Origin of the sequence: Streptomyces olivochromogenes (assembly GCF_021538895.1) — a bacterium.
Classification (GTDB): Bacteria; Actinomycetota; Actinomycetes; order Streptomycetales; family Streptomycetaceae; genus Streptomyces; species Streptomyces olivochromogenes_A.
The window spans coordinates 19,705-43,378 of record NZ_JADDRL010000035.1 but is presented as its reverse complement, the minus strand read 5'-3'; the positions used below and the strand labels follow the sequence as shown (position 1 = coordinate 43,378).

The window sequence follows — 23,674 nt, the reverse complement described above, 5'->3', positions numbered from 1 at the left end:
CACGGCCGGCATCCCGTTATTCGACTTGACCGCCGAGCCGTGGATCGGGGTCCTGCGCTGTGACGGCCGGCAGGAGGAGCTGTCGCTGCGTCAAGTGTTCGCCCAGGCCGGTGAGGTGCGGCGCATCGTGGGGGACCTGCCCACTCAGGAGTTCGCCCTGCTTCGGCTGCTCCTGGCCATCGCGCACGACGTCCTTGACGGTCCCCGGGACATCGTCCACTGGGGCGAGCTGTGGGCCGATGCGCAGTGCTTCGCGCAGGTCGGGGCGTATCTGGATGCCCACCGTGAACGCTTCGACCTTGTTCACCCTGTCGCGCCGTTCTTCCAGACCGCTGGGCTGCGGACGGCGAAGGACGAGGTCTTCTCCTTGAACCGGATCGTGGCTGACGTACCCAACGGGGAGCCCTTTTTCACTGCTCGGATGCCCACCGTCGAACGCCTTGCCTTCGCCGAGGCGGCCCGCTGGGTCGTCCACGCGCACGCCTATGACACCTCCGGGATCAAGTCCGGTGCGGTCGGGGACAAGCGGGTCAAGGGCGGCAAGGTGTACCCGCTCGGTACCGGGTGGGCCGGCGGGCTTGGCGGTGTTCTTGCGGAAGGGGACACGCTGCGCGAGACGCTGCTGCTGAACCTGGTGGCGGCCGACACCGATGCACTGGACATCGCGGCCGATGACCGGCCGGCCTGGCGGCGTGAGCCGTGCGGTCCCGGCGGCACTGAACGCACCCCCACCGGCCTGCGCGACCTGTACACCTGGCAGACACGCCGCCTGCGCCTGCACCACGACCAGGACGGCGTGTACGGGGTGGTCCTCGGCTACGGTGACCCGCTCACCTCCCGGAACATGCACCGGCATGAGCCGATGACCGCCTGGCGGCGCAGCACGGCACAGGAGAAGAAGCTGCGCCAGTCACCGGTCTACCTGCCCCGGGAGCATGACCCGGCCCGTGCCGCGTGGCGGGGCATCGCCTCGCTCGTCGCCGACCGGCTGGAGACGGTGCAGGGCGCGGAGGCTGCCCCGTATCTGCGTCCCGGGATCCTGGAGTGGATGGCCCGTCTGGTCACCGAGGGGGAACTGCCGCGCAGCTTCCTGGTGCGGGCCCGCATCATCGGTGCCGCGTACGGGACGCAACAGTCGGTGATCGACGACATCGTCGACGACTACCTCGCCATGCCGGTCGTGCTGCTGCACCGGCAGGACCGCGCCTGTGCCCGGCAGGCGATCGGCGCGGCGGAAGACGCCGACCTCGCCGTGCGGGCGCTGGGCGACCTCGCCACCGACCTGGCTCGCGCGGCCGGCGCCGAGGGGGAGGGGGCCCGATCGGCCGCCAGGGATCGCGGCTTCGCCGAACTTGAGGCCCCCTACCGCACCTGGCTTGCCGCGCTGGGGGAGGCCGGTGATCCGTTCGAGCGGCGGCGCGCCTGGCAATGCGAAGTGCACCGCATCGTCAGTCGGCTCGGCGAAGGCCTCATCAAAGATGCGGGCGACGCCGCCTGGCAGGGCAGGACGGTCACCGACAAGAAGGGCACGCGATGGCTGAATGCGGGTCTGGCCGACAAGTGGTTCCGCGTGCGCCTGACGAAAGCCCTGGCCGATCCTCACGGATTGTCCGCACGGGCCGACGACAGTGCAGCCGGTACCGGCCTGCCCGGCCCGGTCGTCTCTGCTGCGACCGAGTCTGATAATCCCGCGACCGATTCGAAGGTTGACGTATGACCACCGTTTCTGCCCCGCCGTCGGTCCGTTCGCGGGTCGCCGACCTCGCCGCCGCACGGATCACCACGTGGCAGGAGGGCTATCTCCGCGACAGTCCCAAGGACGTTGCGGCGCTCGCCCGTCTGCGCCGCGGCGCAGGCCGGGACGCTGCCGACCTGCCTGACCTGTGGACGCTGGTCGACACCAGCCCCCTGCACTCCCGTGTTGAGGGCGTCCGGCTTCTGGGTGAGGAGGAACTGCTCCGCGCCGAGAACGCGGTGCACGCGGCGCTCACGCTGTGGGCTCTGCATCAGCAGTCCCGCGGCGTGCGCATGCACCGGCCGCACGCCCGCATGCGGCCGACGGGTTTGGGCGCGTCGGTTCGGCGGCTGATGCCGCCGAACGACATCGACGAGCCCGTCCGCAAGCGCCTGGTGCGCGCTGGCACCGCACCGGACCTGACCGCATTGTCCCAACGGCTGCGCGAGTTGATCGTCCTGCTGCGCCGTGCGGACATCCCGCTGGACTACGGCCTGCTCGCGGGACAGCTCTACACCTGGCAGTGGCCTGGCGGAGCCGACACTGTCCGCCGCGAGTGGGGCCGCTCCTTTCACTCCTGGCAGGAACCGGCGCCTCAATCCACCGGTGCGAGCAGCGACACCACCACCCTCAGCCCCGAACACAGCGACAAGGACGCCTCGTGAACCGCATCTTCCTGGACGTGCACGCCCTGCAGACCGTCCCGCCCAGCAACCTCAATCGCGACGACACCGGCGCCCCCAAGTCCGCCATCTACGGAGGCGTGCCGCGTGCCAGGGTCTCCAGCCAGGCCTGGAAGCGGGCAACGCGCACCTACTTCGCCGATGAGCACCTGCTGGAGCCCAACGAGCTCGGGGTGCGGACCAAGAAGGTCGTGGAAGTCCTTGCCAAGCGCATCACCGACCTCGATCCCTCCCTCAACGGGGATGCGGCTCTGACGATCGCCGACGAGACGATCAAAGCGACCGGCCTGAAGACCGAGGTGCCCAAGCGGAAAGCCGACGCCGCCAAGGATTCCGAGACCACCCCGGCACCGGAAGCGAAGTACCTGGTCTTCCTCAGCGCCCGGCAGCTGGACGGTCTGGCCCGCCTCGCAGTCGACGGCGCCGGCGACATCACGGCGTTCTTCAAGGACAAGAAGAACAAGGAGCAGGTCAAGGAGATCGCCGACAGTCGCCACTCCGTCGACATCGCTCTGTTCGGTCGGATGGTCGCCGATGCCGCCGACTTCAGTGTCGACGCAGCGGTGCAGGTCGCCCACGCCATCAGCGTCCACCGCGTGGAGAACGAGTCCGACTACTACACCGCCGTCGATGACGAGAACACCGACGAGGAAACCGGTGCCGGGATGATCGGCACCGTCGACTTCAACTCCGCCACCCTCTACCGCTACGCGGCCCTCGGAGTGCATCAGCTCGCCGCCAACCTCGGGCAGGGCTTGCGGGAGGACGAGCCGCGCACCGAGCCGGTACGCCGCGCCGTCGAGGCGTTCGTGCACAGCTTCATCGCCTCGCTGCCCACCGGAAAAATCAACACGTTCGGGCATCACACCCTGCCGGACGCCGTCGTGGTCAAGCTCCGCACCACCCGGCCGGTCAGCTTCGTCGCCGCCTTCGAGGAACCCGTCCGCGGGGACCAAGGAGGCCATGTCCGGGAGGCCGCCGACCGGCTCGCCGCCTACGTCCCGGACATCGAACGCGCCTACGGCGACGAGGAGTCCACCCTCACCTGGGTGCTGCGCGTCGGCCCGAACACCCTCAAGCTCGCCGACCTGGGCACCGAGTCCGACACCCTGAGCGATCTCGTCGCCGCCGTCGGCCGGGCCGTGGCTGAAAGGCTGGAGAAGCCCGCATGAGCAGCGTGCTCGCACTGCGGCTGGCAGGCCCTCTGCAGTCATGGGGAGCCTCGGCCCGCTTCACCCGCCGCACCACCGAATCCGCCCCCACCAAAAGCGGCGTCATCGGCATGCTCGCCGCCGCGGCAGGAATCGAACGCGGCGACGACACGCAACTGGCACCCCTGGCCGCGCTGCGATTCGGAGTACGGATCGACCAGCCGGGCACCCGTATCCGGGACTTCCACACCGCCCACCACGGCATCACCGGCAAATCCATGCCGCTGTCGGAGCGTTTCTACCTCGCCGACGCCGTCTTCGTTGCTGCGGTCGAAGGCGAACAGGCCCTCCTGGAGATGCTGGACGCCGCAGTGAGGGCACCGGTGTACCCGCCCTTCCTCGGCCGCCGCTCCTGCCCGCCGGCCGGGCCGGTCGAACTGGGCCTGCACATCGGAGCCCGCCTTGAAGACGTGCTCGCCGAAATACCGTGGCAGGCATCCGCCTGGTACCGCAGGCGCCACCCTGCCCGGGCACAGCAAGACCTGACCGTGCTGCGGGAGGCAGCCGCCGGAGAGCAGAGCGCCGCCGATGCTCTGCGCGATCAGCCTCTGAGCTTCGCCGCCGCACACCGCCGCCACGCCCTGCGCACCGTCATCACCACCACGGTGCCGGCACCGGGCGTCCCGGCCAGTGTTTCGCCGCATGACCCGTTCGATGCTCTGGAGGATGAGAGCAGCTGATGTTCCTCTCCCGCTTCCGCGTCAACACGGCGCGGCCCGGCGCCCGGCGCCTGCTGTCCTCACCACAGGCCATGCACGCGGCAGTCATGTCCGCATTCCCCAGCCTGCTGCCCAGCGATACCCCGGACCCGGACGGGCCGCGGGTGCTGTGGCGCCTGGACCACAAGGCCCGCGCCGAAGTCCTGCTGTACATCGTCAGCCCCCACCGCCCGGACCTGACGCACCTGGTTGAGCAGGCCGGCTGGCCGACGGCCGCAGCCGACCCGGACACACCGGGATGGCAGACCAGGCCCTACGGCCCGTTCCTCGACCGTCTTGCCACAAGTGACCAGTGGGCTTTCCGGCTGACCGCTAACCCTGTCCACACCATCCGCCGCAAGGACAGCGAGCCCCGCAAGATCACCGCACATCTCACCTCCGTGCACCAATTCCGATGGCTACTGGAGCGGCAGGAGCGCTGCGGCTTCCGCATCCTGGAGAAGGCTGACCACAAGCGGCTGCTGCCGAGCGGAACGACGAACCAGGGCAAGCACGACCACCACGGTGACCGCTACGAACTGTCCGTCGGCGACCAGCGCACCCTCACCTTCGACAAGTCACGGACCGCGAACGGAAACCGGCAGGGCAAGCCCGTCTCCCTCGTCACCGTCACCTTCGACGGCCGACTCGAAGTCACCGACCCGGATGCCCTGCGCCGCACGCTCACCCACGGCATCGGCCGCGCGAAAGCCTACGGCTGCGGCCTCATCACCCTGGCCCCCCTCAACCCAGCCACAGACCGGACACGATGACGACCGTCTCCCGAAGAGCGGCCCTCACACCGCGACAACTCACCCGCACGGCCGACCGAATCTCCTTCGTCTACCTTGAGCGCTGCACCGTCCACCGGGACGCCAACGCCATCACGGCGCAAGACGCCGAAGGCACGACCCACATTCCGTCGGCGACCATCGGCACGCTCCTCCTCGGGCCGGGCACCCGCATCACTCACCAGGCGATGAGCCTGCTCGGGGAGACAGGAGCGGCCGTGTGCTGGGTCGGCGAGCGAGGCGTGCGCTACTACGCCGCCGGCCGAGCGCTGAGCCGCTCGTCGGCACTCATGGAAGCGCAGGCACGGCAGTGGGCCAATCCGCGCAGCCGCCTCGCCGTGGCCCGTGCGATGTACCGGCTGCGCTTCCCCGACGAAGATCCCGCAGGCCTGACCCGCCAGGAACTCCTCGGCCGGGAAGGACGGAGGCTCAAGGACTGCTACCGCGCCCAGGCAGCCCGCACCGGCGTCCCCTGGCGTGGCCGCCGCTACCTTCCAGGCGACTTCACCGGCGCAGACGCCGTCAACCAGGCCATCACCGCCGCAGGCCAGTGCATGTACGGCATCGCCCACGCGGTCGTAACCTCGCTGGGCTGCAGCCCGGGTCTGGGCTTCGTGCACTCCGGCCACGAACTGTCCTTCGTCCTCGACATCGCCGACCTCTACAAGACAGAAATCGGCATCCCCGTCGCCTTCGACGTCGCCGCACTTGACGACGCAGACACGGACATCGGAGCCAGGACCCGCCGCGCCTTGCGTGACCGGATCCACGAGACATCCCTACTCGACCGCTGCGTCACCGACATCAAGCACCTGCTGCTGCCCGCAGAAGGTCGCGACGAACCCGCAGAAAGCGAGCAGGATGTCGTCACGCTGCAGAGCGATGGCGGCCACCAAGTCGCCTCCGGCATCAACCACGACGGGCCCGACGACTACGAACAGGGGTGCTGGTGACAGTCATCGTCCTCACCAGCTGCCCAGCCGGCCTACGAGGGTTCCTCACCCGCTGGCTCCTGGAAATCTCAACAGGAGTGTTCGTAGGGAACCCCTCGGCACGCATCCGCGACATGCTCTGGGACGAAGTCCGACAGTACGCAGGCCAAGGGCGCGCCCTACTCGCCCACACGACGAACAACGAACAGGGCTTCACCTTCCGGACCCACGACCACGCTTGGAATCCCATCGATCATGAAGGCGTCACGCTGATTCACCGCCCGAGCCCACAGGACCCCGCAGCAGGCGCCAGCCGCACGACTGCCGCACCCTCCGGCTGGAGCAGGGCCGCAAAGCGCCGCCGCTTCGGCAACTCCTGAACACAAGGAGAGGTTTTGTCGCAATTGCCGGACTCGGTGAATGTCATGAGATTCGCCTCGCTGTCCAGGTAAATACCCAGCTCCAGGAGTCTGCTCCCCGCGCCCGCGGGGATGGTCCCGCCCCCTGCTCAGCCCCAGGCGGTGTCGAGCGCTGCTCCCCGCGCCCGCGGGGATGGTCCCGACGTCCTGCGCCGCGACTACCCCGACCTGTGCTGCTCCCCGCGCCCGCGGGGATGGTCCCCGCAGCGACGAGTAAGGGGCTTGAGCTCCAGTCTGCTCCCCGCGCCCGCGGGGATGGTCCCCGCAGACGACGCCGCTGGGGTTCGGCTGTGGACTGCTCCCCGCGCCCGCGGGGATGGTCCCCCGTTGTGCGCGAACGGCGACTGGCCGGCCGGCTGCTCCCCGCGCCCGCGGGGATGGTCCCCCAAGCCCAAGCCGGGCAAGCCCGACTCGAAGCTGCTCCCCGCGCCCGCGGGGATGGTCCCATGAAAGCCTTCGGCGCAGCGAAGATGATCAACTGCTCCCCGCGCCCGCGGGGATGGTCCCAGCCGACGCGGCATCTCATCCGCCGTCAGCGGCTGCTCCCCGCGCCCGCGGGGATGGTCCCTGGACCCTCCACGATCTGCGGCACACGGCGACCTGCTCCCCGCGCCCGCGGGGATGGTCCCTGGACCGCCGCGGGCCCGTGCCGGCCGGAGCTCTGCTCCCCGCGCCCGCGGGGATGGTCCCACCAGGCCGACGACGGCCGGGTTGGCGTACCCCTGCTCCCCGCGCCCGCGGGGATGGTCCTGAGGCGAATTCCTCGCCCGGGTCGTTGGGGGTCTGCTCCCCGCGCCCGCGGGGATGGTCCCGGCACGTCACCCGCCTCGGCGTCCTGGGTGGACTGCTCCCCGCGCCCGCGGGGATGGTCCCAACCTGGGCCAGACCTGGAGCGGCAACCAGGACTGCTCCCCGCGCCCGCGGGGATGGTCCCGGGGAGTTCCACCTGCTCGGGACTATCGGGTGCTGCTCCCCGCGCCCGCGGGGATGGTCCCACCGAGTTCGGGCAGTTCGTCGGTGACGCAGCCTGCTCCCCGCGCCCGCGGGGATGGTCCCCAGACGATCTAGAAAGGAGCCTCGTCCGAGTAGCTGCTCCCCGCGCCCGCGGGGGTGGTCCCCGGTCCGAGCGCCGGGTGTTGTCCGCAGCGTCCTGCTCCCCGCGCCCGCGGGGATGGTCCCTCGTCGCGCCGCCCCTTGGGCAGCGAGAACACCTGCTCCCCGCGCCCGCGGGGATGGTCCCAGCGCCGAATCGACTCTGTTGACGGAGGGCCTCTGCTCCCCGCGCCCGCGGGGATGGTCCCATCATCGGCCGTCTGGCCAGTTATCCGTGCAGCTGCTCCCCGCGCCCGCGGGGATGGTCCCGTCCGCACGTAGGACAGCCCCGACTCACCAGAACTGCTCCCCGCGCCCGCGGGGATGGTCCCCCATCGACGCCGACGTCAAGTTCGACAGCAAACTGCTCCCCGCGCCCGCGGGGATGGTCCCAGGTCATGTGCCCGCTGCTGAAGCTCAGGGCTCTGCTCCCCGCGCCCGCGGGGATGGTCCCCCAGGGAAGGCCTGCGCCAATGGCCCGCATCCCTGCTCCCCGCGCCCGCGGGGATGGTCCCGGCATCGGCCGGAACGTCGTACGCAAGGGTGACTGCTCCCCGCGCCCGCGGGGATGGTCCCGGACCCATGCCACCCGCACGTCGGCGCCTTACCTGCTCCCCGCGCCCGCGGGGATGGTCCCCTCTGGACGCTGTTCGTGCGCGTCCCCCGGGCCTGCTCCCCGCGCCCGCGGGGATGGTCCCTCGTTGGCGACTTCTTCTCCGGGCTGACCGGACTGCTCCCCGCGCCCGCGGGGATGGTCCCCTGACCACTGGGTCGACCACCACCTACGGCAGCTGCTCCCCGCGCCCGCGGGGATGGTCCCGAGGACGGTCTCCATGCCCTTGCCGTCGAAGGCTGCTCCCCGCGCCCGCGGGGATGGTCCCGACATCACGACCATGTCCGACGGGAACAACCTCTGCTCCCCGCGCCCGCGGGGATGGTCCCCAGCCCGAACAGGCCGACACCCGAACCCTGTTCTGCTCCCCGCGCCCGCGGGGATGGTCCCTGCTGGGCAGCCGACATCTTCGGCTTCACCGACTGCTCCCCGCGCCCGCGGGGATGGTCCCCGGGACATGGACTACGGGCCGGTCATGGCGAACTGCTCCCCGCGCCCGCGGGGATGGTCCCGCTTCCAGCACACCCTCGGCAGTCTTGCTCAACTGCTCCCCGCGCCCGCGGGGATGGTCCCGACCTGCGCCTGCAGCAGCAGCGGCTGAATGCCTGCTCCCCGCGCCCGCGGGGATGGTCCCGTGCCGGACGATCCACGCAAGGCGGGGCACCGCTGCTCCCCGCGCCCGCGGGGATGGTCCCGCGGCGACCGGCGGCGGCTGGGCCGCCAAGTAAGGGGCGCGTCATGGACCGCCACTGCTCCCCGCGCCCGCGGGGATGGTCCCGTCTTGAGCAGCCCGGTGGCGATCGTGTTGGACTGCTCCCCGCGCCCGCGGGGATGGTCCCGTCGGTGACGGCCACCCGCAGCAGCCGGCCGGCTGCTCCCCGCGCCCGCGGGGATGGTCCCGAGAACGACGCCACCCACGACGAATGCCACGCGCTGCTCCCCGCGCCCGCGGGGATGGTCCCGCTCCGACCAGCCGTGGAAGTCGAGGATCGCCCTGCTCCCCGCGCCCGCGGGGATGGTCCCAGGCCCTGTTGGGGGGCTTGTTGCCTTATCGACTGCTCCCCGCGCCCGCGGGGATGGTCCCACGCCCGGCAGAAACCAGCGCCGGGAGGGATCCTGCTCCCCGCGCCCGCGGGGATGGTCCCGCCGGCGGCAACGGCGGAACCAGCTCGGCTGCTCCCCGCGCCCGCGGGGATGGTCCCCTACCTGGAGAGACCATGAACCAGACCGAGACCTGCTCCCCGCGCCCGCGGGGATGGTCCCGCGCAGATGGCCGAAGCCATCGAGGCCGAGGCCTGCTCCCCGCGCCCGCGGGGATGGTCCCCTGACCCGCTCGGTCATCGCCGGGCTGGACAACTGCTCCTCGCGCCCGCGGGGATGGTCCCACCGGAGGGATGTGGTCGATGATGGCCCGGATCTGCTCCCCGCGCCCGCGGGGATGGTCCCGCCTTACCCTTCGACCACAGCCACGAGCCCGCCTGCTCCCCGCGCCCGCGGGGATGGTCCCGAGGAGCTCGACAAGCTCGACCAGCGGATCAACTGCTCTCCGCGCCCGCGGGGATGGTCCCAAGAACAGCCCGACCCGGTCTGAGCTGAACGCCTGCTCCCCGCGCCCGCAGGGATGGTCCCACGAGAGGACACCGTGCACCACGACCAGATCGCTGCTCCCCGCGCCCGCGGGGATAGTCCCGGAGTTCGAGTCGAGCCACCGGGCCGAAGCGGCTGCTCCCCGCGCCCGCGGGGATAGTCCCGGAGTTCGAGTCGAGCCACCGGGCCGAAGCGGCTGCTCCCCGCGCCCGCGGGGATGGTCCCGGTGTGACCGACATGGTCGACGAGTACCGCGACTGCTCCCCGCGCCCGTGGGGATGGTCCCTCGCGTTCCACGGTCGGCACACGGCCGTCCAACTCCTCCCCGCGCCCGCGGGGGTGGTCCCGGCGTGTACCGGATGGCGTGGGACCCCGCCATCTGCTCCCCGCGCCCGCGGGGATGGTCCCCCGCATCCCCGTCCTGGAAGACTCGGCCGCCTTCGTGTGCTCGGATTCAGCGGATGGCGTCTAGAGCGCGCACGATCAGGGCGCGTGCCTCTGCCCCGTAGACGGCCAGATCGCGTAGCTTGTCGAACGCCTTTATGTACAGGGCGATCTCGGACGGCTGGGTGATCTGGACGCGGGCAGCCAGCAACTCGACGGAGACGAGAGTCTCGTCGTACATGTGGAACAGTTCTTGTGGCCACATCGGACGCGCAGTCGTCGCGCTGGGGATGATGCCCAGCGACACCTGCGGCAGGGCCCCGGCCGTGAGTAGATAGCCGAGCTGGGCGGCCATCGCGTCCTGGTCCCCCAACTGGTAGTGGAGCACTGGTTCTTCGATCACCATGGAGAACCGGTAGCCCGGTTCATGGATGATCCGGGAGCGTTCGAGACGGGCGGCCACCGCGTCTGCCACGTCGTTGGGGATGCCGCGGAACTGGGTGATGGTGGACATGAGCCCGCGAGCGTAGCCCTCGGTCTGGAGCAGGCCCGGAACCATGGTGGGGGAGTACACCCGGAACAGCTTCGTTGCCTTGAACAGCGGCACGTAGCTTTGCTGCAGCTGCTTCAGCCCGGTGCGGGCTTTGCGTCTCCACTCCGTGTACATCGACTCGGCGGTGCGGGACTGGGCGATGATGTCGTCGGCCTGGCCGGCAGCGCCGCATGCTTCGCACCAGCGGCGGATGTCGTCGGGCGACGGCGGGGTGCGGGCGCCCTCGATCCGGTACGTCTTCGGGTGGGACCAGCCACAGTGGGAGGCCAGCTCAGGCCCGGTGATTCCGGCGTCCGCGCGGAGTTCCTTCAGGCGCTGCGCGACGGCTTCGCGGGCGGCCTGGGCCGAGGAGGAGGGGGACATGGGCATGAGCTGGCCTGGCCTTACCGGTTGATCGTGTACTGGTCGTGCGGGATGGCGCGTGCCCACACCGCTTCGAAGGAATCGGCGCACAGTTTTGCTGCGGCGATCTCATCGCTGATTTCCCCGCCTGCCGAGGCGCCCTCGCCGGTGAAGTGGTTCCACCGGATGCGTTGGCCGTCGATCAGCCAGAAGTCGTTGCCCGGCAGGGCGATGGTGCTGGCCTGGCGGCGGGGCAGCCATCGGACCTGCTCGCCCGCGGCGACGTTGGTGAAGGTGTTGTCGTACAGGAAGCGGGTGTACTCGCTGACCGGTTCCGAGACGATACGGGCCCGGCGGACGACGACTCCGCGGCCCACCGTGTCCTGGATGAGGTCGAGCCATGGTCGCCACCACGACGCGCGGTCCTCCGGGTTGTGGCGGTGGCCGGCCCGCCAGTCGGCGAATGGGCCCTTCTCGTAGTCGACGGCGTAGGCGTCCCGCATTTCCAGATGAATGGCTGCGCTGGTGGCCGAGCCGAGGAGTTCATCCCACGTCGGCACGTTCGAGGGCATCGCACGCCTCCCTGATCATCGGCACCATCCGGGCGGGGATACGAATCACGGCCTCGTGGTCGGGGATGCCCGCGGCGTGGCCCGGGAGTTCGAACCTGGCGCATGCCGCTTCGAGGCCGGGGCCCGGCTTCCACCCTTGGAGCACGAGTTCCTTTGCGTCCTGGTCGACCCACACGGTGGGGCTCTCACCGTCCCCGGTGTTGGGGTCGATCCCGATGAACTGTAGATCCACAGTCGCCTCCACTGATTGCTGTGTTCAAGGATGCACATCACAGTCGGGCGGGAAAATCGGCAGTTCAAGGCCGCAATCAAGACGCCTGTACATCGGTGCACATTCCTGGCGGTGGCCGTGTTCACGCCTCTACCGTCAGGAGGTACGACGAAACCCCGGTGAGACTGCGGAGCCTCCAGGGGACGTGGCTGACTGCGAGGAGTCGACGTGGCGAACCGTACCTTCCCGGACATGCCGGCCGACCCCAGTGGGCAAGAAGACGGGACACCTGCTGCCGCACCCGGCGTACTGGTTCACACCCGCGCAGAGCGTTACCTCGCTACACAGCACTGGCTGCTGTCGACCCTGCCGGACTACGGGCGGGACCGCGCCCGCATGGAGTGGCAGGAGCACGGCATCACCCTGCTGCCGCTCGGCACCCTGTTCGCCGCCATCCGCCTCCCCGGCCCGCTGGTCCAGGCTGTCTCCGCGAGCACGACGCCGGCGGACGTCGACGCCATGCTCGGCGAAGCCCTGCAGGGCGGGCCCGTGATCTGCGACCGGCACCGGCAGCGGTACTACGCTCTGGTTCCGGCCAGCGTGCCCAGGACATGGCAACAGGCAATCGAGGACTGGCGAGCGGCAGGCGTTGCTGTGTTCGGCCGGGGCACCCACCTGGGCGTGCCGTGGCCGAACGCCAACCAGAAGCGATCCGATCTTGAGTCCTACTGGTCCGTGCCCATGGACTCGCCCGCGATGTTGTGCGCCCCTCTCCGCGTCGCCCGCCTGATCGCCGACGGCCATCGCCAGTTGCTCGCCCAGACGGCCGACCAGGATGCTGCCGACCACGCGGCAGCCTGTCTGGCTCCTGTCACCGGCCTGCGCCACGACGCCCGCCAGTAGCAACACCCAGGCCTGCATCCCGCGAAAGAACCAGACCTGGGCGCATATCCCCGGCCCGGTTCCAACACTGGCCCGCATGCTCATCCCCGACGAGCGGTTCGCCAGCTGCCGCAGCACTGGTGGACGCCAACCCGGATATGGCCCAGGCACGTACGTAGCAGATCCGCGACCGCATCCGAGGAACCGGGGCGGTAGCCGCGGTGCCGACCTAGGTATCACCGCGGTTCACGGGGGATGCCCTGACCCTCTCACCCCAACCGGCCGCCCGCGCAAGGAAGTTACTCCTAGACTCGTGAGCGGGACGACGTCGCGGCCGACCGCCGGGCGCACCGGACATCAGGAGGCCTTGTGGCAAGGGGGCTGCCGCTCACCGGCTGGCACACAAGCTCACACCGCTGCGGCGAGTTCGACAACGCGTGTGTCGAGGTGGCCCGCAGCCATGACGGAGTCGCCGTACGCGACTCCAAGGCCCCAGACCTCAGGCTCTTGGCCATATCCGCACCGGCCTGGCACGCCTTCCTCGCCCTCTCGCGGCGTACGTTCACCCAGGAGTAGTCGGCGGTACGGCTCGCTCCTCCCGCGGCCCTCGAACCCCCGAGGCTCGGGGCTGGGCCTGCGCGGCGGTGATCCGCAGGCGCGCCATGCGCTCCCTGTGGCGGAGCCAGTCCCGCCACACGTCACGTCGGTGCTCGGATTCCTGCGGAAGGACACCGATGAAGGCACCGGCCGCGGCGGATACCGCGAGGACCCACGCGGGGGCGCCGACGTAGGACGCGGTGACGAGGGCCAGGCCGCCGGCGCCGACGGGCGGGGCGGTCCGGGCGAGGAGACGGCGCGCGGACGGGCGGGTGGTCATGTCGGTGGTCCTTCGGGCTCGGAGGGCAGACGCGCCATGTGCGCGTGCAGGGCGGAGCGTGCAGCAGTCCCAGCCCTTGCGTCGCGGGCAGCGGATCTGACAGTGCCGAGAGTGGGGGAGCGAGGGGTTAGCCGCGCAACTCCCCTCTACGTGAGGCACCTCACGGCGACGAGGGGAGAGAGCTGGCCGGTGTGGGGAAGCGGAGGCGCGGTCAGCACGGCGGCGTCGAACCGCTCCGCCTCTGGGCAGCGCGCCGTCGCTGCTCGTCGGCCAGCCGCTTGGCCTTGCGGCGCACGCGCTCACCGAAGGCCTCGGGGGCGGTGGCGCCGGCGACCGTAGCGGCCTCCGTCCAGGTGGTGCCCTCGCCCGCGGCGTACGCGACCACCACCCGCCGCTCGTCTGGGGTCAGACCGCGCAGGACGGCCTTGAGCCGCTCGTCCGTGAACACCCCGTCCGCCGCGTGTCGCAGATGGTCGATGTCGGCGGCGACCAGGTCGTACAGCGACAGCCCGTCGCCGAGGGCGGCGTCCAGGGACAGCACCCGCCCGTGCCGGGTGCCGCGCTTCCACAACGGCACGAGCTGTCGGTGCAGCATGCGGGCCTCCGCCTTCAGCGCGTCGAGCGCGGAGTTGGGCAGGCGCCCGGTCTGCCACAGGGGCTCGCACCAGCCGCCGAGCAGCGCAGTGGACACGGCTTCCCGCCAGCGCTCGCTTCGTGGGACGACAAGGACTTTGGCGGCGAGGAAGTGATCAAGTGCCTGGGCGCGCGCTCGGGGGGTGATCTGTTGGTCAAATGAGGTGTTCCATGTACCGCTGACCCAGCCGCGGAACTGCACCGCGCGGATCAGCTCCGGGACGGGGGACGGCTCGCGTTGCTGGATGCGCTCCGGGGCGGGGGGCGGCTCCCAGTTCGGCTCCAGCCCCAGGAGGGCGTGCGGAATCGTCAGCTCCACCGGTGCTTCGGACCTGGGGCCGTCCCGCCGTTCCAGGGTGATGCCGTCCTCGGCTGTGGCGGCGATGTTGATCCAGACCTCCGGTCGTCCTTGGGAGGGAGCGGGCTCGGGGAGGAGGTGGAGGATCGGCGGGGAAGTCACTGCACGGTGCTCCTTTGTTGGTGCGGGCTGTTCCCCTCTCAGTCCCGGGAGGCAGGGCCAGCGGCAATGAATCTTGGACATTGCGACGTGAGCTGGGTCACATGCCCGCCGGGGTGGGCCGGGGGTTGAGGAGCGCGGCGAACTCGCGGTCGGCGGCGGCATGGCGGGTGGTGGGTCGTTCCAATGTCGCGATCACCCTAGGGCCCACGCGCCCCGATGCCAGAGCCTCCTCATCAGGAGCCAGCCGGGTGCCAGGTTGGCGGCAGACTGAGCCCGGTCGGCAACGGCGACCCGCTCGGTGGGACCAGGCCAGTGGGCGGCCCACCGACCGCGCCCTCGAAGTTGACCGTGCCGCCGGAGAACACCGCGCCGAAGAAACCGACCGTGCCGCCGGAGAAGACCGCGCCGAAAAATCTTGGGTGTCGTGTCAAGAATCCGGCGGCTGGGCGACTGTGAAGGGTTGTACGGCCGCTGCTTCACGGTGAGGCGCTCATGGCCGCAGACTGGAGGGGGTTCCCGTGCAGTTGACGGGCGTGGGTGTCGTCATGTTGTTGATGGGCGTGTTCGCCCCGGCGCTGAGCAGCGTGTTGCGAAGCATCGCCTTCCGTATCCGGGCGTCGGGCAAGGCCGAACTTGTGCGGGCCGAGCGGGAGTCGGGCGGCCGGGCAGTGGGCGAGCGACGTGAGGCGAGGCGGGGACCGCATGACTGAACTGGAGACCCCAGACCGAACCGCCGAGGTGTCGGCTCTGTTCGCCGAGCGAAAAAAGCAGATGGTCGGCTTTGCCCGGAAGCAGCTCACGGCCTTGGGGGTCCCGCAGTCGGCAGCCGACCCCGAGGACTTGGTCCAGAACGCCATCGCGAGCGTGCTGGCCCGCAACAATCCGATTGGGCGACTTCGCCCGTACGTCTACCGCGTCATCAAGAACGAGGTCTGGCAGGCGACGCAGCGCTACTACCGCACCGGCCAGGGCTACGGATCGAGAAACCTGGATCTGCAGTTGGAGGACGCCGGCCCCCTGGACGATCCCTGCGCGGCAACCGACCTGCGTCTTGACCTGGATGTCGCGCTGAGCGCTCTACCGCAGCAGCAGCGCACAGCAGTGCTATGGAACAAAGTCCTGGGACTCACCCAGTCCGAGACAGCCAGACTCATGGGGATCACGCCGGGAACAGTGGCCACGCACTGTTCACGTGCGATCGTCGCTTTGAAAGTGACGATCAGCGCTGTGGCTGTCGCGCTGGCTTGCTTCCTGGCGTGGCTGGGCACCGGCAGGCTGGTCGTCACTCCGGCCGCGGGCGGATGGTCGGCAGAAACGACGTGGTGGACGATTGCGCGGTTGTTGATGTGGGTGGCTGCCATACCGCTAGCCAGCGGTGCCTACATCGTCACTTGGCGCATATGGCGCGAGGCTCGGATGAAGTTGCGTCGGCCGCGCCCAGACACGGGCGGTGGGTCCGAGTTTTACAACCTGGGCGCGGGAGGAGACGGGCCGCCGCAGTGAGCTGTAGGGGTGGATCGGCTTGTCGAACGGGCTGGGGATCCTGGACCCGTTCGGCGATCCCGTGGTGTTCACGGGCAGCCCTTGGCTATGGATCCCGGATAAGCTCCCCATATCCGGGCCAACACATGCCGAGTCCCCCTGCACGCCGACGCCGTCCAGGCCTTCGGTCAGGGGTGAGCAGTTGAAGCGCCGCCCTACGATGACCGCGTGACAGACCGCCGCACTCTTGGCCCTGGCCCCCAGCCGTCCGCACAGATCCGCGCTGCCCAGGCCGATCTACTCGACTCCCTCCCTGGAGTCCGCCTCCCCGACCTGGATGAGCTGCGGGCCCGGGGAGTGCTCGGTATGCACCCGGCGCCGTTCCCGGCCCTGCGGCGGACCCTTGGAGCTGGCGGCCGGGCCGGGGAGGTACCGCCCCACCTCCCTGCCTGACGCAGCCTCAGTGGCAGCCGCTCAAGGCTCGATAGGGTCTCTCCGGCGTCACAGTTATGCCACCTTCTGTGACACTCCAGGTCACGGCCCATTGTCAGTACAGCCCGTCATCATGTGCCCATGAGGCTTGTGGGGTACATCCGCGTCAGCACCGGGCGCCAACTCGACGGGTACGGACTCGACGTTCAGGAGAAGCACGTGCGCCGGTGGTGCCGCGAGGTTGGCCACCGGCTTGGCCGCACCATCTACCGCGATGAAGGACGCTCCGGAACGCTGGAGAGCGCTGAACGCCCCGGGCTTGCCGACGCACTGACCGAGATCGAGGACGGCACCGCGGACGGCATCATTGCGCCGAACCTCGACAGGTTCGCCCGCACCCTCGTCGTCCAGGAGGCCATCCTGGCCCAGATCTGGAAGCACGGCGGACGCGCGTTCACCGCGGACTCCGGGGAAGTCCACCCGGACGACCCGGACGACCCGATGCGCACCGCCATGCGCCAGATGATGGGCGTCTTTGCCCAGTTGGAGCGGTCGATGATCGCCGCCCGACTCCGTCACGGACGGCGCGAGAAGGCCGAACAGGGCGGATACGCCTACGGTGCCCCGCCGTACGGATGGCGGGCCCACCAGAAGGAGCCGGCCGAGGCGGAAGCGGAGCAGGCCGGCCGCGCCCGTGCCCGCCAGCTCCGCGACGAGGACGAGCTGTCCTTCCGTGAGATCGCCGCGGTGCTAGAGGCCGAAGGTATCCGGCCGAAGCGCGGAGACCGCTGGCACCCGGAAACCGTCCGCCGGATGCTTGCCAACCCGACCGACAAGCCACCGATCCTGTACCCGCGCCAGCGCACCTCGTAGAGGGCTCCAGGCCCAACCCGGACACCAAGGTGTCATCGCATCAGGGCGTGGAGGAGGCCGACCACGGCCAGGCCCACCAGGACCGCGACTCCGACAGCCGGGTGCAGGAAGGCGACGTACGTGGCGCCGGCGCCCGCCAGCAGCAGTACGGCGGTGCGGGTGTCGAGACCGTTCACGTTGAACTCCCAGGTGCGGATGGTGAGACGCGGCCCATCCGCGTCGCAGGCCGCACCATGCAGCGCACGCGGGCTAGCCTCACAACTCTCGCGAGAATCTGTACTCCGAGAAGAGAAGACCCCAGCTCAGGCCGCACATCGCCCGGACAGCTCCGAATGCTGCCCGAATAGGTCCACATTCCTTGCGGGGCGGCGGGAATGGCTTGAGGCGCTTGGGCGTTGGAAGCTGTGACGGATCCGCCGAGCCTTGAGTGATCCAATGTCCTGCTGTTCTGAGGCAGCCCGCACATATCCGTGACGGGGCGACGAGAGCAGGCAGCCGCTACGTGTGTGCGACTCGGCCGCACAGCGTGATCACGTCTGTTGTCTCGTCAACAGGGGTGGTCAGACTTCGGCTGCCTGCCCGGCACCAGAACTGGCCTCCCCTGCCCGTGTGTGGAAGGGGAGGCCCGTCATGGTTGTCGGAGTCCTGTCGGTTGTTGTTGTGCTGTGCGTAGCGCTGGTTGTTGGTCTGGTGTCCGGGGTTGTGGCCGTCTGGCAGGGGGCGCCCGTGCTGGCGGGGTTGGGTGCCGGGGGCAGAGCCTTCATGGGGGTGGCTAGCCTCGGACTTATGGTGGTCGCCTTCCTCGCGTCCTCGTCGACCTGATCACTGGAGCAGGTGCAGGACATCCTTCGGTTTATGGACGCCCTCTCCCGGCGGGTGTTCAGCTGCCATGCTGAGCAGCTGGACACCACCTCACCCACTTGGAGAGCAGCGTGGACCTGAGCGCCACCGGCGAACCCGTCATCGTGCAGGAAGACACCCAGGTCCACGTCGGTATCAACCTTCGGCCGGGCACTCTCACCCTCACCCGAAACGGCAAGGACTTCGCGGCGTACCACGCCCTGGTGGAGTTCACCTCTGTCCACGCCAAGCCGTGGACAGCGGAGAAGGTCAAGTTCTCGGCCAAGGGTCCGGACGGCAAGTCCGTGGGATTGACCGTAGATCTCCTCAACGACACCTGGGACGTTCCCCGGGCTGGCGTTCCCGCCGCGATATGGAAGGTCGTGACCCTCGCCGCTACCTCCGCCGGAGACGTCGGCATCACCTACGCACCTCCTGGGGGCGCCTGATGTAGGGATGTCGCGAACGCCGTGTCCTTCCGCGAGATCGTCGCGGTTCTGGAGGCCGAGGGCATCCGGCCCAAGCGCGGGGAACGCTGGCACCCGGAGACCGTCCGCCGTTTGCTCGCCAATCCCACAGACCGGCCGCCCACCCTGCGGAAGCGGACGGCTTAACCCACGGCGGAGTCTGGCCCGTCGTACGAACCCGACATCCTTACTCATCCCTGCTGTGGGTGAACCACAGAATCCGCACCATGTCGGCGGCCGCGCGACGCCGCGCGGGCTTCGCGGAGTACACCGCGGTGACCGAGAGAACCGCGATCAGGACGAGATAGACCCCAGCGACCGCAAGGACGGCCCAAACAAGGAAGGGGATCCGAGAGAGGAACGGCAAGATCGCCGCCACGATGCAACTCCGCCAGGGCTAGTCATCTCCGCACTGACGGGGCGGCTTGCCGCAACGGAAACCAACCGATCCAACGATCTTGAATCGTCGGCCGGTTGCACCCGCTCCATTTGGCTGGGCGGGATCAGCTCCGTTGCGTGCTCTCCGACGGTCGCGAACCATCTGCCGGGCGATCCCGGTCGAGAACTACGGCAAGTTTGCCACAACACCCTTGCTGCATATGGGGAGATGCGCGGGCTGACGGAACCGGACGAACCGGCTGTGAACCAGCCCGGTTCCTCCAACACGGCGCGCTTTTGAGTTCTACAGTGGTCCGGTCAAGTTCCGCCGACCGAGGAGGGGCCCATGCAGTGCCCCTCGTGTTCCGCGCCCACAGTCGTAATCGATGCCAGGGAAGAGACAGCGGTACCTCGATCAGGCGACGCCGGCAGTGCTCTATGTGCCGACGCCGGTTCACCACCGTCGAGACCGCCGTGCTCATGGTGATCAGGCGCGTCAGCGTAACGGAACCCTTCTCCAGAACGGCCGTGATCACTGGCGTTCGCAGGGCAGCCCAGGGAAGCGTTCTCGTGATGGACGCTCTCGCCCGACGCGCGCGCTCCAAGTGGCGCTCTCCTGCAGGCTCACCTGCCTGCCGTCTTCCTGACCTCCGAATGACCGAAGCCAGCATGAACGGCGCCTGGTCGCCGTTCCCGCTGGCTTCTGCTTCGGGCCGGGGCTGAGCCAGCGTTCCCTTTTCCTTCGGTCGAGTTCCGCACGCGAGGAGCGCGGTGCGCAGTCCGGCCCTTCAGCGCACCCACGCCTTCATGGGGTCTGTGATCCAAGACTTTGCCATCAACGTGCTGAGCGGCGTACTCATCAGCCTGTCGGGCTTGGCCATACGCAGACTGCGCCGCCAGATGGCCCGCCGGCGCAGCGAGCTGGCATCGTCAGCCGACACCACCAGCAACGAATAAAGACAGACGATCGGGCAGACACGTGGTCCCGGGCCTGCGAGTCCGGGACCACCGAGTTGTTGGACACCTTTGGCGGACGCCGGAAGCGGGCTCCGGCCCGGCACGTCGACGTCCGAGCTCCGTTGTCCCAGAACGGATCGGTTGATGGACAACGCAGAGTCCCCTGACCGAGACCCGGCGACCTGATGCCCAAGGGTGCCAAGAACCTGGGAGGGGGGCCCAAGGTCGTACGTCCGGCTAGAGGGGGAGCGGGCGCAGCCTCGCGTCAAGGTGCACGGCTGCATGCAGGCCCGCCAGGGGCGGATGGGAGTGCGGGCTGTCTCCGGGGCAGAGCCTGTCAGGACGACCCGCACCAACCCCTTCAGGAGGAGCCCATGGCCACCACTGGCTACCGCGTCATCAAGCTGCGCGGCGGCTGGGCCGTCGAGGACACGCGCATCGGTGCAGTGTGGACCGGCTTCGCGCACGCTGGCGCGGTCGCCCTGGCCAGCCACCTCAACGTCGCCGCTGGCTGACGCCGGGCAGGCCCGGAGGCCCACCGGACGCCTCCGGGCCACCCAGCCCGACATCGGCAGCAGTACGTCATCGCCACTCCGGGCGGATGGGTCCCCACCAGCGCCGTCATGGCCAGCCACTTCGAGGATGGGATACGGGCGGAACGAGTGATAGAGGGGGTAGCGGCCCCAGCCCGGCCGTTCCACTCAATGCCCGGACAACGTGCCCAGCCAACGCAGTCCCGGTAGGCATACTCCACCGCGAGCCGGTATTTGCTCGGCCTCCCCATTACTCCCCCGAAGGCGGCCGCTAGGCTTCCACTCTGCACGCTGGCGCGATTCCGAGCACTGCTTGATCGGCAGAGAAAAGCCGCCCAAGCGGAAACGCGTAGGCGCATCTATCCACCTACCGGGTGGGCGGAGTGTTGACATGCCCATGACCTGCATGGACGGATGCTGGCCGTGTTCGGATAACGGGCCTGGCCTGCACCCCGTCGGCGGGCCAGGCTTAACCGTTCCGCCGAACGGGTGAAGTGGAGCAACCGCCGGACTTCAGTCTCGTTGATCGCAGCCCCTGGCTACAGGTCGACGCTCTCGTCGGCTGCAGCCGGTCAAGCGGCCCCGCTTGACTCACATCCGAGTCAAGGCCAACAGTCACGAGCCGGGGTGCGACGGCCGTGAGACACGATGAGCCAGCCACGAGACGGGACGAACGGGCCGTCGACCGAGGTGAACCGGTGTCGTATACGCGAGTGGACGCCGGCATACCCGAGTGGACCACGGGAAACAGGGCCATGAGACAGGTGAGACAGCCCTGCATGGAACTGGCGTGGACCGGTGTCGACTGCCGGTCTACACCACCGGTCGACACCGGTAGGCCGCCCGTATACGCGAGTGGCTTGGCCATGGACCAGCGTGAGTCAGCTGTATACGGCCCTTGGGGGGTATCTATACCCCCGTGGACCAGCGTGAGCCAGCCGTGCGCCGGCCGAGCCAGCGTTGAGCGCGGGCCGTCGGTCAAGCCGTGTCGCTTGACTCACCGGTGAGTCGGCGCTGCCGGTCAAGCGGGGCCGTGTGACCGGCTGGAGCGGACGGACTGACGCTAAGGGTCGTGTCCGGCAACGATCCGGCAGTCCCGTCGGGCAACGATCCGGCAGTCCGGTGGTTGATCCTCTTCACCCCGTCGGCCGGTAACGGCTGGCCCGCCGACGGGTGCGCAAGCCCAGGCCCGTTATCCAACACAGCCATTCGTCTGCCTGCCCACACCCAAAACACAGGAAAGACCGCACCGCGGGAAATTACCCGAACCGAAAGGTTCGAGGGCCGGGGAACTCAAATCGCATCCGGCGAAGTCAAATTGGTGAAGTCTCGCGAAAGATGAAAACGAGGCGACCAAATTGAATGGCGACCGGCGAAAGCATGCCGAAATCACAATTGACGCAGGCAGGGGAAAAATTGAACTTGCGGTGGTAGTCTGTGCCCAGCACGACCTCACCGTCGTTGCACTACTGTCCACATGACTGAGCCCCGCCGCTCGCCGTCAGCAAGTACGCGGGGCCCAGGCGGTGTAGGACGACGATGGGCCCACCCTTGGCCGAGGGTAGGGCCCATCACTTCTTTAGCCGCAGGTCACCAGACCTTCAGGGCGTAGTACACGGCCTGAAGGACGGCCCCCACGAACCGGGCCACGTCCGTGGCCCGACGAAGCAGCTTCGCCCACACCGGATCGCTACCCCCCTCGGGGCCCTTTCCGGTGATCACACCTCACCTCCTCTCGCCGGTGGAACCAGCTGGATGCCACCCGGGCAGCCGAGGAGGTGTAATGCTGGAAACAATACACCAACTGGCGGTGCATCCCGACCTGTTGGAGGGCTTTAGGGCCGCCTTCCGTCGTACCGCTGAAAGCATGACCCGGCAATGCGCAGAACTCCCCCGGATTTCCTCCCTAGAAAGGGAGTACCTGGGTTTTAGGAAACCGCAGCTCAGACCCCCCAAGAGCGTCGAGTTCGCTCAACTTCGGTGGCGCGGGTTACCCCGCCTCCGCGAGCTGAGATCGTCCGCGACGAGGCCGCACGGTCCCGCCCCTGCAACAGCGGGCCCAAGGCCACCGCCGCCCCGCACTCCTTGCAGAGGACCCCGTCGGCGGTCGAGCGCAGCACGTCGAGCGCGACGCATACGTCCAACTCCTCGTTGCCGGCAGGGGCGTCCGCGCAGTCCCAGATGTGCACCACCACGGCGCCGGGACGGCCGTTCCTCGGCGGAATGCGCTGGACCTTCCACCCCACCGGCCGGAGTCGTCGCCCGGATCGGTCGTGGGCAGGGCATGGGTCGGGACCTGCTCGTACGACACCCCGCCCACCGGGCTGGCCTGATCGGCAGTCAGCCACACCTGGTACTCGCCCGGCTCGACCCGCTCGGTCGTCCCATCGGCGGCCCACAGCGGGATACCCACCCAGTACGTCCACCCGCCCAGCCGCCACTGCCGCCGCTCGAAGATCAGGCCGTGCGGGATCGGGTCGAGGTCGGTGATGCCCATGGCGTAGGCGACGATCGAGCCGGCCGCGGAGCCTCGGCCGGGGCCGACGGCGATGCCATTGTTCTTGGCCCACATGATGAAGTCGGCGACCACGAGGAAGTAGCCGGGGAAGCCCATCGAGATGATGACGTCCATCTCGTACTCGGCCTGCTTCTGGCGGTCGTCGGGGATGCCGCCGGGGAAGCGGCGCTCCGTGCCCCGGCGGACCTCCTCCTCGAACCAGGTGACCTCGGTGTAGCCCTCGGGGATGTCGAACTTGGGCATGAGGTCGCGCTTCTCGAACATGCCGGTGGTGTCGACCATCTCGGCCACGAGGAGGGTGTTGGCGCAGCCCTCCTGCCAGGCGTCCGAGGAGTCGATGGCGTACATCTCGTCCGTGGACTTCAGGTAGTAGCCGGTGCCGTCGAACTTGAAGCGGTCCGGGTCGGAGAGGTTCTTGCCGGTCTGGATGCACAGCAGGGCGTCGTGGATGGGAGTCGTTGGTGACCAGTGGGGGGATGCGAGCTTCTTGCCGATCTCCAGCAGGCCGTCGCGGACCCG

At 69.2% G+C, this 23,674-nt stretch carries 25 protein-coding genes, 2 pseudogenes and 1 CRISPR repeat array; of the genes and pseudogenes, 17 read left to right on the top strand and 10 right to left on the bottom strand.

Going from position 1 to position 23,674, the window contains the following annotated elements; all coding sequences use genetic code 11:
* The first annotated feature begins 25 nt into the window (after positions 1-25).
* Genes casA through cas2e form a run of 7 tightly spaced genes read left to right on the top strand, consistent with a single transcriptional unit; the run spans position 26 to position 6,430 of the window.
* On the top strand, positions 26-1,717 hold the full coding sequence (casA, locus tag IPZ69_RS19355; protein WP_235455407.1) for a type I-E CRISPR-associated protein Cse1/CasA: 1,692 nt from the start codon (positions 26-28) through the stop codon (positions 1,715-1,717).
* Positions 1,714-2,400, top strand: coding sequence for a type I-E CRISPR-associated protein Cse2/CasB (casB, locus tag IPZ69_RS19350; RefSeq protein ID WP_235455406.1), 687 nt, complete (start codon positions 1,714-1,716; stop codon positions 2,398-2,400). The genes casA and casB overlap by 4 nt, the downstream gene beginning before the upstream one ends.
* The gene (gene cas7e / locus IPZ69_RS19345; RefSeq protein WP_235455405.1) at positions 2,397-3,590 is read left to right on the top strand and encodes a type I-E CRISPR-associated protein Cas7/Cse4/CasC; all 1,194 of its coding nucleotides are present in this window, start codon (positions 2,397-2,399) and stop codon (positions 3,588-3,590) included. The genes casB and cas7e overlap by 4 nt, the downstream gene beginning before the upstream one ends.
* Positions 3,587-4,309: a type I-E CRISPR-associated protein Cas5/CasD gene (cas5e, locus tag IPZ69_RS19340; RefSeq protein WP_235455404.1), complete on the top strand. Its 723-nt coding sequence runs from the start codon at positions 3,587-3,589 to the stop codon at positions 4,307-4,309. The genes cas7e and cas5e overlap by 4 nt, the downstream gene beginning before the upstream one ends.
* Positions 4,309-5,100 carry a type I-E CRISPR-associated protein Cas6/Cse3/CasE gene (gene cas6e, locus IPZ69_RS19335; RefSeq protein ID WP_235455403.1) on the top strand — a complete coding sequence of 264 codons (792 nt, stop codon included), beginning with the start codon at positions 4,309-4,311 and terminating at the stop codon, positions 5,098-5,100. Before cas5e ends, cas6e begins: the two co-directional genes overlap by 1 nt.
* Positions 5,097-6,071, top strand: coding sequence for a type I-E CRISPR-associated endonuclease Cas1e (gene cas1e / locus IPZ69_RS19330; RefSeq protein ID WP_235455402.1), 975 nt, complete (start codon positions 5,097-5,099; stop codon positions 6,069-6,071). The genes cas6e and cas1e overlap by 4 nt, the downstream gene beginning before the upstream one ends.
* Positions 6,068-6,430 (top strand): type I-E CRISPR-associated endoribonuclease Cas2e, encoded by a 363-nt coding sequence (cas2e, locus tag IPZ69_RS19325; RefSeq protein WP_235455401.1) that lies wholly within the window; start codon positions 6,068-6,070, stop codon positions 6,428-6,430. The genes cas1e and cas2e overlap by 4 nt, the downstream gene beginning before the upstream one ends.
* Positions 6,431-6,520: 90 nt before the next feature.
* Positions 6,521-10,169: direct repeats of the CRISPR family, unit length 29 nt; unit sequence CTGCTCCCCGCGCCCGCGGGGATGGTCCC.
* Between the two features lie 46 nt (positions 10,170-10,215).
* On the opposite strand, the gene IPZ69_RS19320 is transcribed toward cas2e, so the two are convergent.
* From IPZ69_RS19320 to IPZ69_RS19310, 3 genes are read right to left on the bottom strand one after another with little or no spacing between them, the layout of a single operon-like run.
* Positions 10,216-11,067, bottom strand: coding sequence for a helix-turn-helix domain-containing protein (locus IPZ69_RS19320; RefSeq protein ID WP_235455400.1), 852 nt, complete (start codon positions 11,065-11,067; stop codon positions 10,216-10,218).
* Positions 11,068-11,081: 14 nt separating this feature from the next.
* Positions 11,082-11,612 (bottom strand): DUF6879 family protein, encoded by a 531-nt coding sequence (locus tag IPZ69_RS19315; RefSeq protein ID WP_235455399.1) that lies wholly within the window; start codon positions 11,610-11,612, stop codon positions 11,082-11,084.
* On the bottom strand, positions 11,584-11,844 hold the full coding sequence (locus IPZ69_RS19310) for a hypothetical protein (RefSeq protein ID WP_235455398.1): 261 nt from the start codon (positions 11,842-11,844) through the stop codon (positions 11,584-11,586). Before IPZ69_RS19310 ends, IPZ69_RS19315 begins: the two co-directional genes overlap by 29 nt.
* A gap of 207 nt (positions 11,845-12,051) precedes the next feature.
* Here IPZ69_RS19310 and IPZ69_RS19305 point away from each other — a divergent pair, with 207 nt between their 5' ends.
* A complete protein-coding gene (locus tag IPZ69_RS19305; protein WP_235455397.1) occupies positions 12,052-12,726 on the top strand; it encodes a hypothetical protein in 675 nt (224 codons plus the stop codon).
* A 348-nt stretch (positions 12,727-13,074) separates the two neighbouring features.
* Complete coding sequence (locus tag IPZ69_RS19300) at positions 13,075-13,281, top strand: DUF397 domain-containing protein (RefSeq protein WP_235455396.1); 207 nt, start codon at positions 13,075-13,077, stop codon at positions 13,279-13,281.
* Here IPZ69_RS19300 and IPZ69_RS19295 read toward each other — a convergent pair.
* Positions 13,268-13,582, bottom strand: coding sequence for a hypothetical protein (locus tag IPZ69_RS19295; RefSeq protein ID WP_235455395.1), 315 nt, complete (start codon positions 13,580-13,582; stop codon positions 13,268-13,270). The two genes, IPZ69_RS19300 and IPZ69_RS19295, sit on opposite strands and share 14 nt — an antisense overlap.
* A 211-nt stretch (positions 13,583-13,793) precedes the next feature.
* Positions 13,794-14,675, bottom strand: coding sequence for a hypothetical protein (locus tag IPZ69_RS19290; protein WP_235455394.1), 882 nt, complete (start codon positions 14,673-14,675; stop codon positions 13,794-13,796).
* A 518-nt stretch (positions 14,676-15,193) separates the two neighbouring features.
* On the opposite strand from IPZ69_RS19290, the gene IPZ69_RS19285 reads away from it, so the two are divergent.
* The 3 genes from IPZ69_RS19285 (at position 15,194) to IPZ69_RS19275 (ending at position 17,462) form a co-directional block, all read left to right on the top strand.
* Positions 15,194-15,385, top strand: coding sequence for a hypothetical protein (locus IPZ69_RS19285; protein WP_235455393.1), 192 nt, complete (start codon positions 15,194-15,196; stop codon positions 15,383-15,385).
* Positions 15,378-16,178 (top strand): RNA polymerase sigma factor, encoded by an 801-nt coding sequence (locus tag IPZ69_RS19280; RefSeq protein WP_235455392.1) that lies wholly within the window; start codon positions 15,378-15,380, stop codon positions 16,176-16,178. Before IPZ69_RS19285 ends, IPZ69_RS19280 begins: the two co-directional genes overlap by 8 nt.
* Positions 16,179-16,730: 552 nt before the next feature.
* On the top strand, positions 16,731-17,462 hold the full coding sequence (locus IPZ69_RS19275) for a recombinase family protein (protein ID WP_235455391.1): 732 nt from the start codon (positions 16,731-16,733) through the stop codon (positions 17,460-17,462).
* Positions 17,463-17,494: 32 nt separating this feature from the next.
* Here the strand turns inward: IPZ69_RS19275 and IPZ69_RS19270 are convergent, their stop codons facing one another.
* Positions 17,495-17,638, bottom strand: a complete 144-nt coding sequence (locus tag IPZ69_RS19270) for a hypothetical protein (RefSeq protein ID WP_235455390.1) — start codon at positions 17,636-17,638, stop codon at positions 17,495-17,497.
* A 756-nt stretch (positions 17,639-18,394) separates the two neighbouring features.
* On the opposite strand from IPZ69_RS19270, the gene IPZ69_RS19265 reads away from it, so the two are divergent.
* Together IPZ69_RS19265 and IPZ69_RS19260 are read left to right on the top strand one after the other, a co-directional pair.
* Positions 18,395-18,751 (top strand): hypothetical protein, encoded by a 357-nt coding sequence (locus IPZ69_RS19265; protein WP_235455389.1) that lies wholly within the window; start codon positions 18,395-18,397, stop codon positions 18,749-18,751.
* Between the two features lie 21 nt (positions 18,752-18,772).
* A complete protein-coding gene (locus IPZ69_RS19260; protein ID WP_235455388.1) occupies positions 18,773-18,916 on the top strand; it encodes a recombinase family protein in 144 nt (47 codons plus the stop codon).
* 40 nt (positions 18,917-18,956) lie between these two features.
* Here IPZ69_RS19260 and IPZ69_RS19255 read toward each other — a convergent pair whose 3' ends face one another.
* Positions 18,957-19,148 carry a hypothetical protein gene (locus IPZ69_RS19255; RefSeq protein WP_235455387.1) on the bottom strand — a complete coding sequence of 64 codons (192 nt, stop codon included), beginning with the start codon at positions 19,146-19,148 and terminating at the stop codon, positions 18,957-18,959.
* A 345-nt stretch (positions 19,149-19,493) separates the two neighbouring features.
* Here IPZ69_RS19255 and IPZ69_RS19250 point away from each other — a divergent pair.
* The 3 genes and pseudogenes from IPZ69_RS19250 to IPZ69_RS19240 form a co-directional block, all read left to right on the top strand.
* A pseudogene (locus IPZ69_RS19250) lies at positions 19,494-19,738 on the top strand (NrdR family transcriptional regulator); the annotation flags it as partial.
* Between the two features lie 180 nt (positions 19,739-19,918).
* Positions 19,919-20,104, top strand: a complete 186-nt coding sequence (locus tag IPZ69_RS19245) for a hypothetical protein (protein ID WP_235455386.1) — start codon at positions 19,919-19,921, stop codon at positions 20,102-20,104.
* A gap of 374 nt (positions 20,105-20,478) precedes the next feature.
* Positions 20,479-20,619 (top strand): hypothetical protein, encoded by a 141-nt coding sequence (locus tag IPZ69_RS19240; RefSeq protein WP_235455385.1) that lies wholly within the window; start codon positions 20,479-20,481, stop codon positions 20,617-20,619.
* A 1,331-nt stretch (positions 20,620-21,950) separates the two neighbouring features.
* On the opposite strand, the gene IPZ69_RS47000 is transcribed toward IPZ69_RS19240, so the two are convergent.
* The 3 genes and pseudogenes from IPZ69_RS47000 to IPZ69_RS19235 form a co-directional block, all read right to left on the bottom strand.
* Positions 21,951-22,085, bottom strand: coding sequence for a hypothetical protein (locus tag IPZ69_RS47000; RefSeq protein WP_268834769.1), 135 nt, complete (start codon positions 22,083-22,085; stop codon positions 21,951-21,953).
* A 142-nt stretch (positions 22,086-22,227) separates the two neighbouring features.
* A complete protein-coding gene (locus IPZ69_RS46995; RefSeq protein ID WP_268834768.1) occupies positions 22,228-22,359 on the bottom strand; it encodes a hypothetical protein in 132 nt (43 codons plus the stop codon).
* A gap of 724 nt (positions 22,360-23,083) precedes the next feature.
* Positions 23,084-23,674 (bottom strand): annotated as a pseudogene (locus IPZ69_RS19235) (DNA polymerase III subunit alpha); the annotation flags it as partial.

Excerpts from the sequence above, each read along its gene's own strand:
- casB (WP_235455406.1), top strand. The coding sequence starts at position 1,714 with ATGACCACCGTTTCTGCCCCGCCGTCGGTCCGTTCGCGGGTCGCCGAC.
- cas5e (WP_235455404.1), top strand. The coding sequence starts at position 3,587 with ATGAGCAGCGTGCTCGCACTGCGGCTGGCAGGCCCTCTGCAGTCATGG.
- cas6e (WP_235455403.1), top strand. The coding sequence starts at position 4,309 with ATGTTCCTCTCCCGCTTCCGCGTCAACACGGCGCGGCCCGGCGCCCGG.
- cas1e (WP_235455402.1), top strand. The coding sequence starts at position 5,097 with ATGACGACCGTCTCCCGAAGAGCGGCCCTCACACCGCGACAACTCACC.
- IPZ69_RS19320 (WP_235455400.1), bottom strand. The coding sequence starts at position 11,067 with ATGCCCATGTCCCCCTCCTCCTCGGCCCAGGCCGCCCGCGAAGCCGTC.
- IPZ69_RS19315 (WP_235455399.1), bottom strand. The coding sequence starts at position 11,612 with ATGCCCTCGAACGTGCCGACGTGGGATGAACTCCTCGGCTCGGCCACC.
- IPZ69_RS19295 (WP_235455395.1), bottom strand. The coding sequence starts at position 13,582 with ATGACCACCCGCCCGTCCGCGCGCCGTCTCCTCGCCCGGACCGCCCCG.
- IPZ69_RS19280 (WP_235455392.1), top strand. The coding sequence starts at position 15,378 with ATGACTGAACTGGAGACCCCAGACCGAACCGCCGAGGTGTCGGCTCTG.
- IPZ69_RS19275 (WP_235455391.1), top strand. The coding sequence starts at position 16,731 with ATGAGGCTTGTGGGGTACATCCGCGTCAGCACCGGGCGCCAACTCGAC.
- IPZ69_RS19240 (WP_235455385.1), top strand. The coding sequence starts at position 20,479 with ATGGCCACCACTGGCTACCGCGTCATCAAGCTGCGCGGCGGCTGGGCC.